Here is a 16,070-nt window from a genome sequence, read left to right on the forward strand (position 1 = left end):
GGCGAGGGCTGCTTTCTGGACATTGGTGCGGGTGCCCGCGTGGGGCGTGTTTGCGGTGGTCATGGAAGTTCTCCCAAGTAGGTGTGCGGTGCATCGGCGCTGCAGAGGATCGGCAGGTGACGATGATCATCGACGGTGCGGTGAGTCCGAAAGGACGGTGAGACCTGCCGGGACGACGGGGCGGCTTCTTCTGTCGAAGCGTCGCCCGCACATCGGGCCCGGCCTCGTCAGCCTACTGTGCGTGGGACGTCGAAGGGCGGACTCACGGAGAAGATCCGGGCCGTGTTGCCGGGAGGCTCCCTGCACGCCGGCCGGGGACGACCGCCGTGGGGTACCGCGCACCCCTACCCACGGAGGGGCGCCGTCCCTAGGGTGGGAGCATCGCCGGGCAGCGGCCCGCGGACCACATCGAGGGAGGCAGACCATGGCACGCCAGACCGACACGACCGAGGGCTTCACCGAGCAGGAGCGCGCGGCCATGAAGGAGCGAACGGCCGAGATGCGCGCGGAGGCGAAGCGGGGCAAGAGCCGGGCCGCGGGGGAGAAGGCGATCCAGGACAAGATCGCCGACATGCCGCAGCCCGATCGGGAGCTCGCCGAGAAGTACCACGCGCTGGTGTCCGCCGTCGCGCCGGACCTCGAGCCCAAGACCTGGTACGGCATGCCGGCCTATGCCCGCGACGGGAAGGTGGTGACGTTCTTCCAGGCGGCGGCCAAGTTCGAGTCGCGCTACTCGACCATCGGCTTCAACGACGCCGCGATGCTGGACGACGGCGTGTTCTGGCCGAACGCCTTCTCGATCACCGCGTGGACCGCCGAGGTGGAGGAGGAGTTGCGCCGGATCGTGGCGAAGGCGGTGAATTGAGCACAGAACGGGTCTCCCGCGGTATACTAAGCAGGCTGATGAATGGCGCGAGCCGCTGTTCAGATCACCAGCCGCAGCTTGTCCCAACATGAAGGAGACGCCATGAGCACGAAGGTCGAAAAAAGAATCCTCGTCAACGTCCCGGTCAGTATCGCCTACAACCAGTGGACCCAGTTCGAAGAATTCCCCCACTTCATGGGCGGCGTCAAGTCCGTCACGCAGCTCGATGACGAGCGCCTGAACTGGGTCGTGGAGATCGGCGGCGTCCGCCGCCAGTGGGACGCGACCATCCTGGAGCAGGTTCCCGACACGAAGGTGTCGTGGGCGGCGACCGAGGGTGCGACGAACGCCGGTTCGGTCTCCTTCGAGGACGTCGGAGGCGGACAGACCCAGGTGCACCTCGTCCTCGAGTACGAGCCCGAGGGCCTGGTCGAGAAGATCGGCGACAAGCTCAACGTCGTCGAGAACCAGGCCGAGGCAGACCTGACCCGCTTCAAGGCCTTCATCGAGGATGAGGGGTATGCCACCGGCGCATGGCGCGGATCCGTGGGAACGGGTATCGACACCGGTGAGCCAGGCGTCGAGGCTGCTGCTGCTTCCCGCGGGGACGGCGGCAAGGCGGGGATCTCGGGCAAGGTCGCTGCGGGCGTCGGGCTCGCTGCAGCCGCTGCAGCGGTCGGGGTCGCGGCCAGCAAGAAGAACAACGAGGACACCGCCGGCGACGTCACGATCACACCCGCCGACGGCGCGGCTACCGAGGTGTACACGAGCGAGGAGAGCGTGCTCTCGCCCAGCACCAAGGAGGCCCTCCTCCCCGTGGACGACATCGATCCTGTGACTCCCGGGTCGCAGGCCGGACAGACCGGTGCCACCAGGGACGCCCTGGACGATCCGCTGGTGGACAAGAACCGCACCACGGGCGGGGCACTCTGACCGCCGACGCACGGCTCCACCGGCACGGCGGGTAACAGCCGCCCGGCGGGCGGGACCTGTACCACGGGCAGCCACCCACTCCATCAGGAGTGGGTGGCTGCCCACGTTCCTGGGGGCGGACACCCCGGCCGTCCGGGTCCTCCTCGAACGGATACGCGGCACGCGGGCGGCGGAGGGTATCGTCGAGCGGTATCGTCTCGGCTGAAGGGAACGCGCGGTGCCATTCGTACTGATCCGTCTGATCCGGGGCCTCGGGCGGTCTCGGATCTGGGTCCTGCCGGCGCTCATCATCCTCGCGGTGTTCTTCACCAGCTGGCCCCTCATGGTGTGGGCGGAGCCGTCCGACAACACCATCACGTCCGTGGAGAACTACTGGTGGTGGTTCCTGGTCACGGCCGCCACGGTCGGATACGGGGACTTCTTCCCGACCTCGGTCGGTGGTCGCCTCGTCGGTGTCTATGTCATCGTCGGCGGCATCGTCACCCTGACCACCCTGTTCACACGGATCGCCACGGCGATCGAGAATGCGAAGGGACATCGTATGAAGGGCCACCTGCACGTGGACATGGCGGATCACCTCGTGATCGTGGGCTACACGCCCGGACGCACGGAGCGGCTGATCCACGAGATGCTCGACGACGACGCGCGACCGATCGCCCTCTGCGCCTGGGAGGACGTCCCCGAGAACCCGATGCCCGAGCAGCCCGGCCTCGGTTTCGTCCGCGGGGACCTCGCCGAGGAGAGCGTGCTGCGGCGTGCCGGGGTGCACCGGGCCGCCCGCCTGCTCATCGACGCCCGCGACGACAACGAAGCGCTCGCGATCACGGTGGCCGTCACGCACGTGAATCCGAAGGCGCACACCGTCGTCACGCTGCGTGACATGAGCCGGGCCCTCAACTTCTCCTACATCGCCGCCGATATCCGCTGCGTCCAGTGGCACTCGCCCCGCCTCGCCACCGAAGAGCTGCAGGATCCCGGTATCGCCGTCGTCTACGCGGACCTCATGAGCCACGGCGGCCGCAACACCTACAGCACACGCCTTCCCGAAGCCCTTCCGCAGGTCGACTTCGGTCAGGTCCAGGAAGCGCTGGGACGGAACTTCGCCACCACGGTGATCGCGGTGCAGCACGAGGGGTCCGTCATCAATCCCGACTGGGACACGCACCTGCCCAGGGACGCCGTCCTGTACTACGTCGGGGAGCGCAGGCTCTCCTCGGCCGAGATCAGCCGCGCCTTGGCACGCTAGCCTCCGCGGTCACCTCCCTGCCGGTCGGGGATCGCCCGGGTGCGGGACGCGGTGACGACCCCGACCGTGGCGAGCGCCGCCATGACGACGACCATGCCGGGGTAGCCTCCGAGTACGGATGCCAGGGCCGGGCCCGCGGCCGGGGCCAGGGCGCCGACCATGGTCACCGGCGCCGCGAAGACGCCCTGCAGGGCACCGAAGTTCTGCACCCCCCACCGGTCCGAGACGGCGGTGGCCAGCAGGAGGGTGTTGCAGCCCCGCACCATCCCGGTGATCACGGCCACTCCGACGAGGAGTCCCGTCGGTCCCGGGATCAGGGCCAGGGCCCAGGCACAGCCGGCCCCGGCCGCCGAGAGCACCACGGTCCGAGTCACGGCGGACGTGCCCGGGGGCAGGGCCGAATAGGCGACCCGGCCGATCACCTGCCCCACCCCGATCAGGCCGAAGGCCACCGCCGCGCTCCGGTAGCTCACCCCGCGCTCGAGGAACAGGGCGATCAGATTGAAGGTCACCGCGTACAGGGCGAGCGTCGAGAGGCCCAGCGTGACCTGCAGCAGGCGGAACGGCCGGCTCCCCGAGACCGCCCGGGCATCCTGCGGCGCCCCGGAGCGGGTCGGCGGTCCGGAGGCCGCCGACCAGTGCGCGTTGAGGAAGAACCAGTGCAGCGGGACCGTCACCGCCGCCAGGATCCCCGCCAGGACGAGGTACGCGGCACGCCACCCGAGGGCGTCGACCAGCACCGCGGTGACGGGCGCGAAGACCGTCGACGCGAACCCCGCCACCAGGGTCAGGGTCGTCAGGGCCCGTACCCGGTGCGGCCCGTACCAGCGGGTGAGCACCACGAACGCCGGCTGGTACAGCACCGCGGCCTGCGCGAACCCCGCGACCAGCCACGCACCGGCGAAGACCGCGAAGTTCGGTGCGGTGCCCACCAGGAGCAATGCCACGACGCCGATGACACTGCCGAGGCTCATCAGGAGCCTCGGCCCGGTCCGGTCGAGGGTGCGCCCCACCCGCACGCCGGCGAGCGCGGAGAGGATCAGGCCGGCCGAGAACGCCGCCGTCATCGCCGGTACGGACCACCCGGTGTCCCGGCTGATCGGGACAAGGGCCACCGGCAGCGAGTAGTAGAGCAGGCCCCAGCTCGTGGTCTGCGCGACACACATGGCTGCCAGGCCCCCACGGGGCCGATCCTGCCCGCCCGTCACCGGACGACCCCAGGGTCCTGCGCTTCCTCCCGGCACCACGGCATCGTCGGATCAGGTGCTGATGTTCTGCAGGCCGGTCGCCGTGTAGGCGTCCCGCGCCGGCCCGTCCGTCAGGTGGTCGACGAGTCGTCGTGCGGCGGTCCTACTTCCCGCGCCCGGGCCGAGGGCCACGGAGAACCCGGTGTGCTGCTGGAACTCCTCCGGCAGGGGGACCACGGGCCCGATGCCCTCCACGAACAGCAGTTCGCTGACCTGCTGCAGGGCGACATCGGCGCGTCCGTCCGTCAGGGCCGTGCCCGTGAAGCCCGCTTCCAGGGCCGTCGCACGGGCGAGCACCTCCTCCGCGATGCCGAGCCGGAGGAGCAGCTCCCGGAAGAAGATGCCGCTCTGCCCGGCCCGTGAGAAGGCGACCGAGCGGGCGCCGAGCAGGGTGTCGACGAGGTCGCTCCCGGTCGCCATCGGGGGAGCATCGGAGCCCCGGGCCACGCCGAGTCCGATCGCCGACTCCACCAGGGGCACCGCGCTCCCGCCGGCGAGGACACCCGAGGCCTCGAGGTCGCGCAGCGCGTCCCGGGTCCCGATGAGCACATCCGGTGCGGCGCCGGCGGCGAGCTTCTCGAGGAGGAGGGTCGTCGGCAGGTATTCCGCCCGGACCGGCAGGCCTGACGCCAGCTCGAAGGCCGGGATGACGACGTCGTCCAGGGCCTTGCGGACGACGAGGGAGCTCAGCAGGTCGAGGTGCGGGCGGCTCGGGTCAGGTGGCACGGGCCGGTCCTTTCGGTCGGTCTGCGATGCAGGGGGACGGGTAGCGCGTGAACCGAACTCTATATCTTATGGGTAAAAGATATAGAGTTGTGCGAGGTTCGCTGTGGTGTACGACGACGATGTCAGACGAGGGACACGAAATGAAGAGCTCCGTAGTAGTCGTAGGTGCCGGGATCGTCGGGTTGGCCACCGCCTACGAGCTGGGGTTGCGCGGATATCGCGTGACAGTGGTCGACAAGGAGCCCCGGCTGGCGGACCACCAGACCGGGAACAACTCGGGCGTCATCCATTCCGGGCTGTACTACGCGCCGGGCAGTCTCAAGGCGACCCTCGGGACCGCGGGTGCGCAGTCAATGCGCCGGTTCGCCGAGGACCACGGGGTGCCGGTGGACATCTGCGGGAAGCTGGTGGTCGCCACCCGGCAGGACCAGGTGCCCGCGCTCGAGGAGCTCCACCGGCGGGGCCTCGCCAACGGGGTGCCCTGCCGGCTGATCTCCCCCGACGAGGCCCGCGGCTACGAGCCCCATGTCGCCTGCGTCGCAGCCCTCCGGGTCGAATCGACGGGGATCGTCGACTACCGGGGTGTCTGCGACGTCCTGGGACGGCTCATCGAGGAGGCCGGGGGGGAGATCCGGCTGGGGACCGAGGTCGTGGGGATCTCGGCCGGCGCCGGGTCCGTGACCGTCTCCACCACCGCCGGGGAGATCCTCGCCGACGAGCTCATCAACTGCGCCGGCCTGCACAGCGACCGCATCGCACGGCTGGCCGGCCTCACGCCCGAGGTGCGCATCATCCCGTTCCGGGGCGAATACTTCGAGCTCACCGGGGACCAGTCCCACCTGGTCCGCGGCCTCATCTACCCGGTGCCGGACCCGAGTCTCCCCTTCCTCGGCGTCCACCTGACGAAGATGATCGGCGGCGGGGTGCATGCGGGGCCCAACGCCGTCTTCGCCCTGGCGCGTGAAGGGTACACCTGGCTCACGATCAATCCGCGGGACGTCCTCGAAAGCGCGGCCTGGCCCGGGCTCTGGAGGCTCGGCGCGAGATTCTGGAGGGTCGGGCTCTCCGAGGTCGCCCGTTCCCTGTCGCAGAAGAAGTTCCTGGCGAGTCTCCGGGAGCTCGTCCCCGATCTCGGCGACGACAGCCTCGTGCCGACCCACGCGGGTGTCCGCGCGCAGGCCATGCGCAGGAACGGTGACCTCGTCGACGACTTCTACTTCGACAGGGCGCCCCGCCAGATCCACGTGCTCAACGCGCCCTCGCCGGCCGCGACCGCCGCGCTGGAGATCGGCAGGCGCATCGCCGACGAGATGGAGGAGCGGAACCGATGAGTTCCGAGGACATGCACCGCTTCGGCGCCGACCAGCTGCACGAGCAGATCGTCGCCGTGCTCCGCGCCTGGGGGATGCCGGGCGAGCCTGCAGCCGCCACTGCGACGGTGATGGTGGAGACCGATCTCTCCGGCGTCGACTCCCACGGCGTCTCGATGCTCATGATGTACGAGAAACTCCGGTCCGAGGACCGCCTGAAGCTCGACGCCGTCCCCCGGGTGGTGCGCGACGCTCCGGCCTTCGCCGTCGTCGACGCGGGCGCCGGCCTGGGGCATCCGGCGGGCCTCCACGCACTGGAGCTGGCCATCGGGAAGGCCGCCGTCTGCGGGATCGGGGCGGTGGCCGTGGGCAACTCGCACCACCTGGGCGCTCTCGGCCACTACGTCCGCAGCGCGGCGCAGCGCGGCCTGGTCGCCCTCATGACGACGACGACGCGGACCCCCGTAGTGGCGGCGCTCGGCGGCACGACGCCGATCCTCGGGACGAACCCCATCGCCTTCGCGGCTCCCCGCGCGGGCGGAGGCGAGCTCGTGGTCGACATGTCCACGAGTGTCGTGGCGATGAACAAGGTGAAGGCCTATGCGCTGAGCGGACGGGACCTGCCCGTCGGCTGGGTCAGCGACCGGTCGGGCGATCCCGTGACCGACGCCGCCCTCGCCTACTCCCTGCTGACCACGCACGCGGCGACGCTCACCCCACTCGGCGGCTCCAGCTCCGAGACCGGCGGGCACAAGGGATTCGGCCTCAGCCTGATGGTCAACGTGCTCAGCGCGGCGTTCTCGGGAGGCGCGCTCCCGTTCGACGACGCCGACAGCGACAACCTCGGGCACTTCGTCCTGGTGATCGATCCGACGAGGGTCGCCGAGGGTGGCGAGACCGCGCGCTACGTGGACGATCTCGTCCGCCTCCTGGTGCGGGACGAGCCCCACGTGATCCTTCCCGGCGGCCCGGAAGCCGCGGCGCGTGCGGCCCGCGGCCGGGACGGTATCCCGATCCCGGAGAACCTCCTCGAGCAGCTTCGGGGGATCTGCGGCAGGGCGGGAACAGAGATGATCCTCACGCCGCTCGCCTAGGCGCCTCGCGCGGGTCTCCCGAACCCTCGGGCGGGTGCGCCCGGGCCGTCGACGCGGCATCCCTCGGTTCATCCGTCGATGCCGGCACGCCTCCCGACCTCAATCTCCCGTGGCGACCGCTTCGCGGTCGTGGAGGGCACGGACCTTCGCGTTCTCGATGTGGATCCGGATGGCGGAGGAGGCACCCTCCGCGTCGCGCCGGGTCAGGGCCTCGAGGATCGCCCCGTGTTCGGCCACGGTGGTGGTGGGCGCCGTCGAGCTTGTCCTGGCATACAACCGGAACCGCTGTGCCTGGCCACCGAACGATTTCCAGGCGTCCTCGAGGAACGAGTTGTCGGCCTGGTGGGCTATCGCCGCGTGGAACTGCTCGTCGGCCCGGAGGAAGCTCGTGAGCGGAGGGCTGCCGGGGAGGTGGGCCCCACTCTCGAGGTGGCCGATGGTCGCGGCCAGGCGGTCGAGGAACTCCGGGGTCACCCGCAGGGCCGCCTCGAAGGCGAGGGCCGGCTCGAGGACCAGGCGGGCGTCCATGATCTTCCGGAGATCCTCCATGCTGGGAAGCGGCGCCACCCGGTACCCCTTGTGGGCCTCCCGCAGCACCAGTCCCGTGGATTCGAGCCGGGCAAGCGCCTCTCGCAGCGGAGTCTGGCTGACCTCGAACTCCCGGGCGAGATAGACGAGATTGAGCACCTCGTCCGGTTCCCGACTGCCGTCGAGGAGCTGCCCGAGAAGCGCACTGTGGACCCGGTCGGCGAGGGGCTGCCGGGTGGTCTGACGCGGGGGTGTCCGGCTCACTCGATGGTGAAGGAGAGCTCGGCGACCCCGTCGATGCCGGCCATCACCGTGCTGCCGCGGGTCAGCGCCCCCACCCCGGCCGGGGTGCCGGTGAAGATGAGGTCGCCGGGCTGCAGGGTGACGGACCGGGAGAGGTGCGCGATGATCTCCGGCACCGCCCAGATCTGGTCGGCGAGGTCACCCTCCTGCCGCGGCGAGCCGTCCACGCTCAGCCAGATCCGGCCCCGGTCGGGATGCACTCCGTCGCCGACCGGGCTGAGGGGCGAACACGGCCCCGAGAAGTCGAAGCCTTTCGCGAGGTCCCACGGGCGCCGGAGGTTCTTCGCCTCGGACTGCAGATCGCGTCGCGTCAGGTCCACTCCGACGCCGTAGCCCCACACGGCATCGAGGGCGTCGGCCGGGTCGATGGCTGCGCCGCCCTTCCCCAACGCCACGACGAGTTCCACCTCGTGGTGGAGATCCGCGGTCTGCGGCGGATAGGGGACCACCGGTCGGGCATCCCCCGAGGCCGCCGGCCGCGGCGCGAAGACGGCGTCGGCGGGTTTCAGGAAGAAGAACGGGGGCTCCCGGTTCGGATCGGCACCCATCTCGCGCGCATGATCACCGTAGTTGCGTCCGACGCAGAACACGCGCCGGACGGGGAAGAGCGTCCCGCCACCACTGACCGGGAGGCTGGGGGGCGTCGGAACCGGGAGGACGTACGTCATGGAGCTCCTTGCAGGGTTGGTGGCCGGAACCAGGGACGGGGGTGCACCACGAGTGATTAACATGTTACTTATGGCAATGATGCTTTCGGCACCCCGGTCCCTCGTCCCCGAGCTCCAGGCCCGCGGTGTGAGGGACGCACGGGACGATGCGACCTCGCGGGCCGTCTACTCGAGCGACGCGTCACTGTACCGGGTGCAGCCGGCGGCCGTCGTGTTCCCCCGGCACCTGGACGAGGTGCTCACCACCCTCGAGGTCTGCCGGGAACGCGGGATCCCATTCACGTCCCGGGGCGCAGGCACGTCGCTGGCCGGCAACGCGATCGGCCCCGGCGTCGTCGTCGATTTCAGCCGGCACCTGAACCGCGTCCTCGATCTCGACGCGGACGCCCGCACCGCCGTCGTCGAACCCGGGGCGGTCCATGCGACGCTGCAGAAGGCAGCGCTGGCACACGGCCTGCGGTTCGGACCCGACCCCTCCACGCATACGCGCTGCACCGTGGGAGGGATGATCGGCAACAACGCGTGCGGTTCACGCGCCCTCGCCTACGGGCGCACCGCGGACAACGTGACGCACCTCGACGTCGTCACCGGGTCCGGCACGCGGCTCCACCTGGGCGCGGACGGCACTCCGCCGTCGGCCGAGACAGACGCGCTGCGCTCCCTGGTCGGCGCGGAGCTGGGCACGATCCGCACCGAGCTGGGCCGCTTCGGGCGCCAGGTCTCGGGCTACTCGCTGGAGCACCTGCTACCGGAGCGCGGCTTCGACCTGCGGCGGGCGCTCGTCGGCAGCGAGGGGACGCTGGCCGTCGTGCTGGAGGCGGGGGTGCGCCTGGTGGCCGACGCTCCGCACAAGACCATGGTGGTGTTGGGCTTCCCCGACATCGGGGCCGCCGGCGACGCCGTTCCGGCGGTGCTGCCGTTCGCGCCCACGGCCTGCGAAGGCCTGGATTCCCGGATCGTCCAGGTGGTGCGGTCCCGCAAGGGCCCGCAGGCCGTCCCCGAGCTGCCGGGTGGTGCTGCCTGGCTGTTCGTCGAGGTGTCCGGCGACGACCCTCTCGAGGTGGCCGACCGCGCCCGGCTCGTCGCCGGGATCGGCGCCGCCCGGCACTCGAGGATCATCACCGATGCGCGGCAGGCCGCCGCCCTGTGGCGTATCCGTGAGGACGGGGGAGGGCTCGCCGGGCGCTCGCCGGCAGGCGCCCCCGCGCACGCCGGCTGGGAGGACTCCGCCGTGCCGCCCGAGACCCTCGGGGACTATCTCCGCGAGTTCGACGAGCTGCTCCTCGTGCACTCCCTCACGGGATTCCCCTTCGGACACTTCGGGGACGGGTGCGTCCACATCCGCCTCGACTTCCCGTTCCAGCGCGACGACGGCGCGGCGGCATTCCGCGCGTTCCTGACCGACGCGGCGGAACTGGTCGCCCGCTACGGGGGGTCCCTTTCCGGCGAACACGGGGACGGACGGGCCCGCAGCGAACTCCTCCCCTTCATGTACTCGCCCGCGGCGATCGGCCTCTTCGGACGGGTGAAGGGGATCCTCGACCCGGACAACATCCTGAACCCCGGCATCCTCGTGAACCCCGAGCCCCTGGACGCGAACGTGCGCGTGGCGGAGGCCGGGCCGTTGCGGACCGGTCTCGGGTTCGGCTACCACCAGGATGCGGGCGACTTCAGCCAGGCGGTGCACCGGTGCACGGGAGTGGGCCTGTGCCGTGCGGCGCACGCGGACAACAGCGCCGTGATGTGCCCGTCCTACATCGCCACCCTCGAGGAGAAGGACTCGACCCGCGGCCGCGCCAGGGCGCTCCAGGAGATGATCAACGGGAGCGCCACGGGGCGCGCCGCCGGAGCGGGCAAGCCCAACTGGCGCGCGGCAGAGGTACACGACGCACTCGACCTGTGCCTCTCCTGCAAGGGCTGCTCGTCGGACTGCCCCACGGGAACGGACATGGCGGCGTACAAGGCCGAGGTGCTCCATCAGAGCTACAAGGGCCGACTGCGTCCGGCCTCGCATTACTCGCTGGGCTGGTTGCCGCGCTGGGCCGGACTTGCGGCGCGGGCGCCACGGGCGCTGAACTTCCTGATGCGCCTGCCCGGCATCCGTCAGGCCGGTCTGCGGATGGCAGGGGTGGACCAGCGCCGGAACATCCCGGCCTTCGCACCCCAGACCTTCCACTCCTGGTTCCGGAGCCGTTCGTCGCGCCCTGCACCTGCGGGCCGACCCGTGATGCTGTGGGCCGATTCCTTCACCGACAACTTCTCACCCGAGGTGGGACGGGCCGCGGTGCGCGTCCTCGAAGCAGCGGGTTACGAAGTGTTGCTCCCCGAGAAGCCGCTGTGCTGCGGGCTGACCTGGATCTCCACGGGACAGCTCGATTCCGCGCGGAAGACGCTGCACTCCACCGTCGAGGTGCTGAACCGGTCGGTCGCCGAAGGCATCCCGATCGTGGGCCTCGAGCCGTCCTGCACGGGCGTGCTGAGATCGGACGCCGTGGAACTGCTGGGAACCGAGGCCGCCGGTGCCGTGGCGCGGTCCACGCACACCCTCGCGGAATTCCTGGGGACAGTCCCCGGCTACGAGCCGCCCTCCCTGGACGGAACCGTGGTGGTGGCGCAACCGCACTGCCACCACCACGCCGTCATGGGCTGGAGCCCCGACGCGGCACTGCTGGAGCGGGCCGGCGCGACCGTCCAGAAGCTGGGCGGGTGCTGCGGGCTCGCCGGCAACTTCGGTGTGGAACGCGGACACTACGAGATCTCGGTCACGATCGCCGAACAGCAGCTCCTGCCGGCCATCCGGTCCGCGGAGGACGCCGTGGTACTCGCGGACGGGTACTCGTGCCGCACCCAGATCGAGGACCTGAGCGAGCGCCGCGGCATCCACCTGGCGCAGCTGCTCGATCCCGCGGCACCCCCCCGACCCGGCGAGGTTCCCTAGGCGGACCCGCGGCGGAGGCGGAGCGCGGTGTGGGTCAGGTGAGGGCCCGGCGTCGTCAGCCTGGCTCCTGGATCAGGTTCCGTGGAACGCTCCGCTCCGGGAGTGCGGTGCTCTGGAGGAACCGGAAGTCGCACCCCTCGTCCGCCTGCGTCACCTCCGACACGTACAGCTTCCGGTACCCGCGCGTCGCGACCGGGGCGGAGGGCGGGCCCAGGGCGTCCTCGCGGCGGCGCAGTTCCTCGGGGGAGACGTCGAGGTGGATCAGGCGGCGGCTGACGCTCAGGGTGATGGTGTCGCCGCTCTGCACGAGCCGCAGCGGCCCGCCGATCGCGGACTCCGGTGTGACATGGAGGACGACGGCGCCGGCGGCGGTACCCGACATGCGGCCGTCCGAGATACGCACCATGTCCTTCACCCCCTGCGCCGCCAGTTTCCTCGGAATGGGGAGGTAACCGGCCTCCGGCATGCCGGGCGCTCCGACGGGGCCGATGTTCCGCAGCACGAGGACATCCTCGGCGGCGACGTCGAGGGCGTCGTCGTCGATCCGTGCCGCGAGGTCCGCGGTGTCCTCGAAGACCACGGCACGGCCCGTGTGCTCCAGCAGGTGCGCCGACACCGCAGCCTGCTTGATGATGGCACCGCCCGGCGCGAGGTTGCCGCGCAGGAAGGCCAGGCTGCCTTCCGGATACACCGGGTCGGTGAGCGGACGCACGATGTCCGAGGGGAAGCCGGGCCCCGCGGCGTCCAGTTCCTCGCCCAGGGTGCGGCCCGTCACGGTGGGGGCGTCGCGATGGATGAGGTCCCCGAGCTCGCGCAGCACGGCGGGCACGCCGCCGGCCCGGTGGAAATCCTCCATGTAGTAGGTGCCCGTCGGCTTCAGGTCCACCAGGACGGGCGTCTCCGTGCTCATCCGGTCCAGGTCCTCCGGCTCGAGGCGGATCCCGAGGCGGCCGGCGACGGCGGTCAGGTGGATGATCGCGTTCGTGGATCCGCCGATGGCCAGCAGGACCCTCAGCCCGTTCTCGAAGGCCTCCTGCGTGAGGATGGTGCCCATGTCCGTGCCACGGGCGGCGAGGGCCACGGCCTCGGTCCCGGTCCGTTCGGCGATCCGCACGCGGTCGGCCGTCACGGCGGGCGGACTCGCACTCCCCGGAAGGGCCATGCCCATGGCCTCGGTGAGGCAGGCCATGGTGCTGGCCGTGCCCATGACCGAGCAGGTGCCCACGCTCCCCACGAGCCGTGAGTTGACGTCGTCGATCTCCTGCCGATCGATCTCGCCGCTGCGGTACTTCCCCCAGAAGGCGCGGCAGTCGGTGCACGCACCGACGCGCTGCCCGCGGTGCCCGCCCGTCAGCATCGACCCCGTGACCAGCGTGATCGCCGGGACGCCCGCCGATGCCGCGCCCATCAGCTGCGCGGGTACCGTCTTGTCGCAGCCCCCGATGAGGACGACGGCGTCCATGGGCTGGGCGCGGATCATCTCCTCGGTGTCCATCGACATGAGGTTGCGCAGGAACATGCTGGTGGGCTGTGAGAAGCTCTCGTGGAGCGAGATGGTCGGGAAGTCGACCGGCAGGCCGCCGGCCATCAGCACCCCGCGCTTCACGGCCTCGAGCAGCGCGGGCATGTTGCCATGGCACGGGTTGAAGCCGCTGCCCGTGTTGATGATCCCGATGACCGGCTTGTCCAGCGCGTCGTCGGAGTATCCGGCACCCTTGATGAACGCCTTGCGCAGGAAGAGCGAGAACTCCGCGTCGCCGTAGCTCGTGAGGCCGCGCCGGATCCCGGAGGCCCGGCCGGCGGGAGCAGCAGATCCAGTCATCGGGCGGCTACCGGAACGCCGGGATGCCCGTGATGTGGTTGCCGAGGATCAGCGTGTGCACCTCGTCGGTCCCCTCGTAGGTGCGCACGCTCTCCAGGTTGTTCGCGTGGCGCAGCGGGGAGTAGTCGAGGGTGACGCCGTTCCCGCCCAGCATCGCGCGGGCCTCGCGGCAGATCTCGATGGCCTCGCGGCAGTTGTTGAGCTTCCCCACCGAGATCTGGTGGGGTTGCAGCTTCCCCGCATCCTTGAGGCGTCCCACCTGCAGGGCCAGCAGCATCCCCTTGTTGATCTCCAGGGCCATGTTGACGAGTTTGAGCTGGGTGATCTGGTAGCCGGCCAGCGGCCTGCCGAACTGCAGGCGCTCCTTCGAGTAGTCGAGTGCGGCGTAATAGCTGTCGCGCGCGGCTCCCATCGCGCCCCAGATGATGCCGTACCGGGCCTCGTTGAGGCATTCGAAGGGGCCGCGGAGCCCCTTCGCCTTCGGGAGCAGCGCGGTGCCGGGCAGCCGGATGTCGGTGAGCTCGACGTCGCACTGGATCGAGGCGCGCATGGAGAGTTTCTGCAGGATCGGGGTGGCCTTGAACCCCGCGCTGTCGGTCGGCACCACGAACCCGCGGACGCCGTCGTCGGTCATCGCCCAGATGATGGCCACCTGCGCCACCGAGGCCAACCCGATCCACCGCTTGCTGCCGTTGAGGATCCAGTCGTCGCCGTCCCGCCGGGCGAAGGTGAGCATGCTGCCGGGGTCGGAACCGCCGGTCGGCTCGGTGAGGCCGAAGCAGCCGATCACCGACCCGGCGGCCATCCTCGGCAGCCATTCGTTCTTCTGTTCCTCCGAGCCGTGCTTCGCGATGGCGCTCATGGCCAGGGAGCCCTGCACGCTGACGAAGGTGCGTAGCCCGGAGTCGCCGGCCTCGAGTTCCAGGGCCGCGAGCCCGTATTCGACGGAACTCCGGCCGGGGCAGCCGTAGCCCTTGATGTGCATGCCGAGGAGCCCGAGTTCGGCCATGCGCGGCACGATCTCCAGGGGGAACTCGGCGCGGTCGTACCAGTCGGCGATGTTCGGCTTGATGGCGGAGTCCACGAAGCCGCGCACGCGGTCACGCAGGGCACGCTCGTCGTCGGTGAGCAGTGCGTCGATGTCGAGAAGGTCCGAAGGGTCGGTCATGGGTCTACTTTCCGGTAGCGGGCTGGAGGTGGGGCGTGAAGGTTGCTCCGTCGTGTTCACCGAGGAGCGGGGGCACCCGCGTGTAGTTCGCGGGGGTCGCGGAGAGTCGGATCGGGTTGGCCACCTGCTGGCTGGTGCGTCCGGTGGCGGCGTCGGTGATCTCGATGACCGGGGCCAGCCCCAGGTCCTCGGCGAGGGAGAGCGCCTCGGCGACGGAATTGACCTTACCGGCGGGCACCCCCGCCGCACTGAGGAGCTGTGCCCATTCGGCGGCGCTCCTGGTGCCGAGTTGCTCCTCGAGCAGGACCTTGAGGGCGTCGCGGTGCGCCACGCGCTGCGCATTGCCCCGGAAACGGGGGTCGGCCGCGAGTGCCGGTACCCCGAGGACGCGCACCAGCGCCTCGAACTGCCTGTCCGTCCCGACGGCGATCGCCAAGGGGCCGTCGGCCGTCTGCAGGGTCTCGTAGGGCGCGATGCTGGGGTGGGCGTTCCCCATCCGCTGGGGCGCCTCGCCGGTGGCCAGTGTGCTCGATGCCTGGTTGACCAGCCCGGAGAGCAGGGAGGACAGGAGGTTGACCTCCACGCGCTGGCCCCGACCAGTGGCCTCCTTGGAACGCAGGGCGGCGAGGATCCCCACCACGGCGTTCTGGCCGGTGACCACGTCCACGAGCGCCACCCCCACCTTGCTCGGCTCGGAGTCCTGCGAGCCGGTGACGCTCATCAGACCTCCCACGGCCTGGACGAGGAGGTCGTAACCGGGCAGGTGCGCTCCGCCGGTGCTGCCGAACCCGGTGATGGAGCAGTACACCAGGTCCGGTCGCCGCCCGGCGAGGGATGCGTAGTCCAGTCCGAAACGCTGCATGACCCCCGGGCGGAAGTTCTCGATGACGATGTCGGCTTCCAGTGCGAGGGCGAGGGCCCGCGCCAGTCCCTCCTCGGTGGCGAGGTCGCAGACCACCGAGCGCTTGTTCCGGTTCACGCTGGAGAAGTAGGTGCCCACGCCGTGTTCGTCGACCGGCGGGACCCAGGAGCGCGTGTCGTCCCCGGCCGGGCTCTCCACCTTCAGGACGTCCGCCCCGAAATCGGCGAGCATCATGGAGGCGAACGGTCCGGCGAGTACCCGCGAGAAATCCGCCACCTTCAGCCCCTCCAGCGGACCGGGCAGGGGGCTTCCCTCCGGTGCCGTGCCGTCCGGCGGGTTTTCCGTGTTCGTGCTCAAGAT

The 16,070-nt window shown here is 70.5% G+C and carries 13 protein-coding genes; 6 read left to right on the plus strand and 7 right to left on the minus strand.

Going from position 1 to position 16,070, the window contains the following annotated elements; genetic code table 11:
• The first annotated feature begins 424 nt into the window (after positions 1 to 424).
• The 3 genes from CXQ97_RS16735 (at position 425) to CXQ97_RS16745 (ending at position 3,044) form a co-directional block, all read left to right on the plus strand.
• Entirely contained in the window at positions 425 to 865 is a 441-nt protein-coding gene (locus tag CXQ97_RS16735; protein ID WP_104182025.1) for an iron chaperone, read from the plus strand.
• A gap of 102 nt (positions 866 to 967) precedes the next feature.
• Complete coding sequence (locus CXQ97_RS16740; protein WP_258062696.1) at positions 968 to 1,798, plus strand: SRPBCC family protein; 831 nt, start codon at positions 968 to 970, stop codon at positions 1,796 to 1,798.
• Positions 1,799 to 2,015: 217 nt separating this feature from the next.
• Complete coding sequence (locus CXQ97_RS16745) at positions 2,016 to 3,044, plus strand: ion channel (protein WP_104182026.1); 1,029 nt, start codon at positions 2,016 to 2,018, stop codon at positions 3,042 to 3,044.
• Here the strand turns inward: CXQ97_RS16745 and CXQ97_RS16750 are convergent.
• A complete protein-coding gene (locus CXQ97_RS16750; protein WP_104182027.1) occupies positions 3,041 to 4,210 on the minus strand; it encodes an MFS transporter in 1,170 nt (389 codons plus the stop codon). The genes CXQ97_RS16745 and CXQ97_RS16750 overlap by 4 nt on opposite strands.
• 93 nt (positions 4,211 to 4,303) lie before the next feature.
• Positions 4,304 to 5,017, minus strand: a complete 714-nt coding sequence (locus CXQ97_RS16755; protein ID WP_181035126.1) for a substrate-binding domain-containing protein — start codon at positions 5,015 to 5,017, stop codon at positions 4,304 to 4,306.
• 140 nt (positions 5,018 to 5,157) lie between these two features.
• On the opposite strand from CXQ97_RS16755, the gene lhgO reads away from it, so the two are divergent.
• Entirely contained in the window at positions 5,158 to 6,348 is a 1,191-nt protein-coding gene (gene lhgO / locus CXQ97_RS16760; protein ID WP_104182029.1) for an L-2-hydroxyglutarate oxidase, read from the plus strand.
• The gene (locus CXQ97_RS16765; protein ID WP_104182030.1) at positions 6,345 to 7,421 is read left to right on the plus strand and encodes an Ldh family oxidoreductase; all 1,077 of its coding nucleotides are present in this window, start codon (positions 6,345 to 6,347) and stop codon (positions 7,419 to 7,421) included. The genes lhgO and CXQ97_RS16765 overlap by 4 nt, the downstream gene beginning before the upstream one ends.
• A gap of 99 nt (positions 7,422 to 7,520) precedes the next feature.
• Here CXQ97_RS16765 and CXQ97_RS16770 read toward each other — a convergent pair whose 3' ends face one another.
• Together CXQ97_RS16770 and CXQ97_RS16775 are read right to left on the minus strand one after the other, a co-directional pair.
• On the minus strand, positions 7,521 to 8,213 hold the full coding sequence (locus CXQ97_RS16770) for a GntR family transcriptional regulator (RefSeq protein ID WP_104182031.1): 693 nt from the start codon (positions 8,211 to 8,213) through the stop codon (positions 7,521 to 7,523).
• Positions 8,210 to 8,920 carry a fumarylacetoacetate hydrolase family protein gene (locus CXQ97_RS16775; RefSeq protein ID WP_104182032.1) on the minus strand — a complete coding sequence of 237 codons (711 nt, stop codon included), beginning with the start codon at positions 8,918 to 8,920 and terminating at the stop codon, positions 8,210 to 8,212. Before CXQ97_RS16775 ends, CXQ97_RS16770 begins: the two co-directional genes overlap by 4 nt.
• 70 nt (positions 8,921 to 8,990) lie before the next feature.
• On the opposite strand from CXQ97_RS16775, the gene CXQ97_RS16780 reads away from it, so the two are divergent.
• Entirely contained in the window at positions 8,991 to 11,858 is a 2,868-nt protein-coding gene (locus CXQ97_RS16780; RefSeq protein WP_104182033.1) for an FAD-binding and (Fe-S)-binding domain-containing protein, read from the plus strand.
• Positions 11,859 to 11,913: 55 nt separating this feature from the next.
• On the opposite strand, the gene CXQ97_RS16785 is transcribed toward CXQ97_RS16780, so the two are convergent.
• Genes CXQ97_RS16785 through CXQ97_RS16795 form a run of 3 tightly spaced genes read right to left on the minus strand, consistent with a single transcriptional unit; the run spans position 11,914 to position 16,067 of the window.
• Positions 11,914 to 13,680 (minus strand): IlvD/Edd family dehydratase, encoded by a 1,767-nt coding sequence (locus CXQ97_RS16785; protein ID WP_104182034.1) that lies wholly within the window; start codon positions 13,678 to 13,680, stop codon positions 11,914 to 11,916.
• 7 nt (positions 13,681 to 13,687) lie between these two features.
• A complete protein-coding gene (locus tag CXQ97_RS16790) occupies positions 13,688 to 14,848 on the minus strand; it encodes an acyl-CoA dehydrogenase family protein (protein WP_104182035.1) in 1,161 nt (386 codons plus the stop codon).
• A gap of 4 nt (positions 14,849 to 14,852) precedes the next feature.
• Entirely contained in the window at positions 14,853 to 16,067 is a 1,215-nt protein-coding gene (locus tag CXQ97_RS16795) for a CaiB/BaiF CoA-transferase family protein (protein ID WP_306740178.1), read from the minus strand.
• Positions 16,068 to 16,070 lie beyond the last annotated feature (3 nt).

The sequence above is a fragment of the Arthrobacter sp. B0490 genome, from assembly GCF_002929355.1.
Lineage (GTDB): Bacteria > Actinomycetota > Actinomycetes > Actinomycetales > Micrococcaceae > Arthrobacter_D.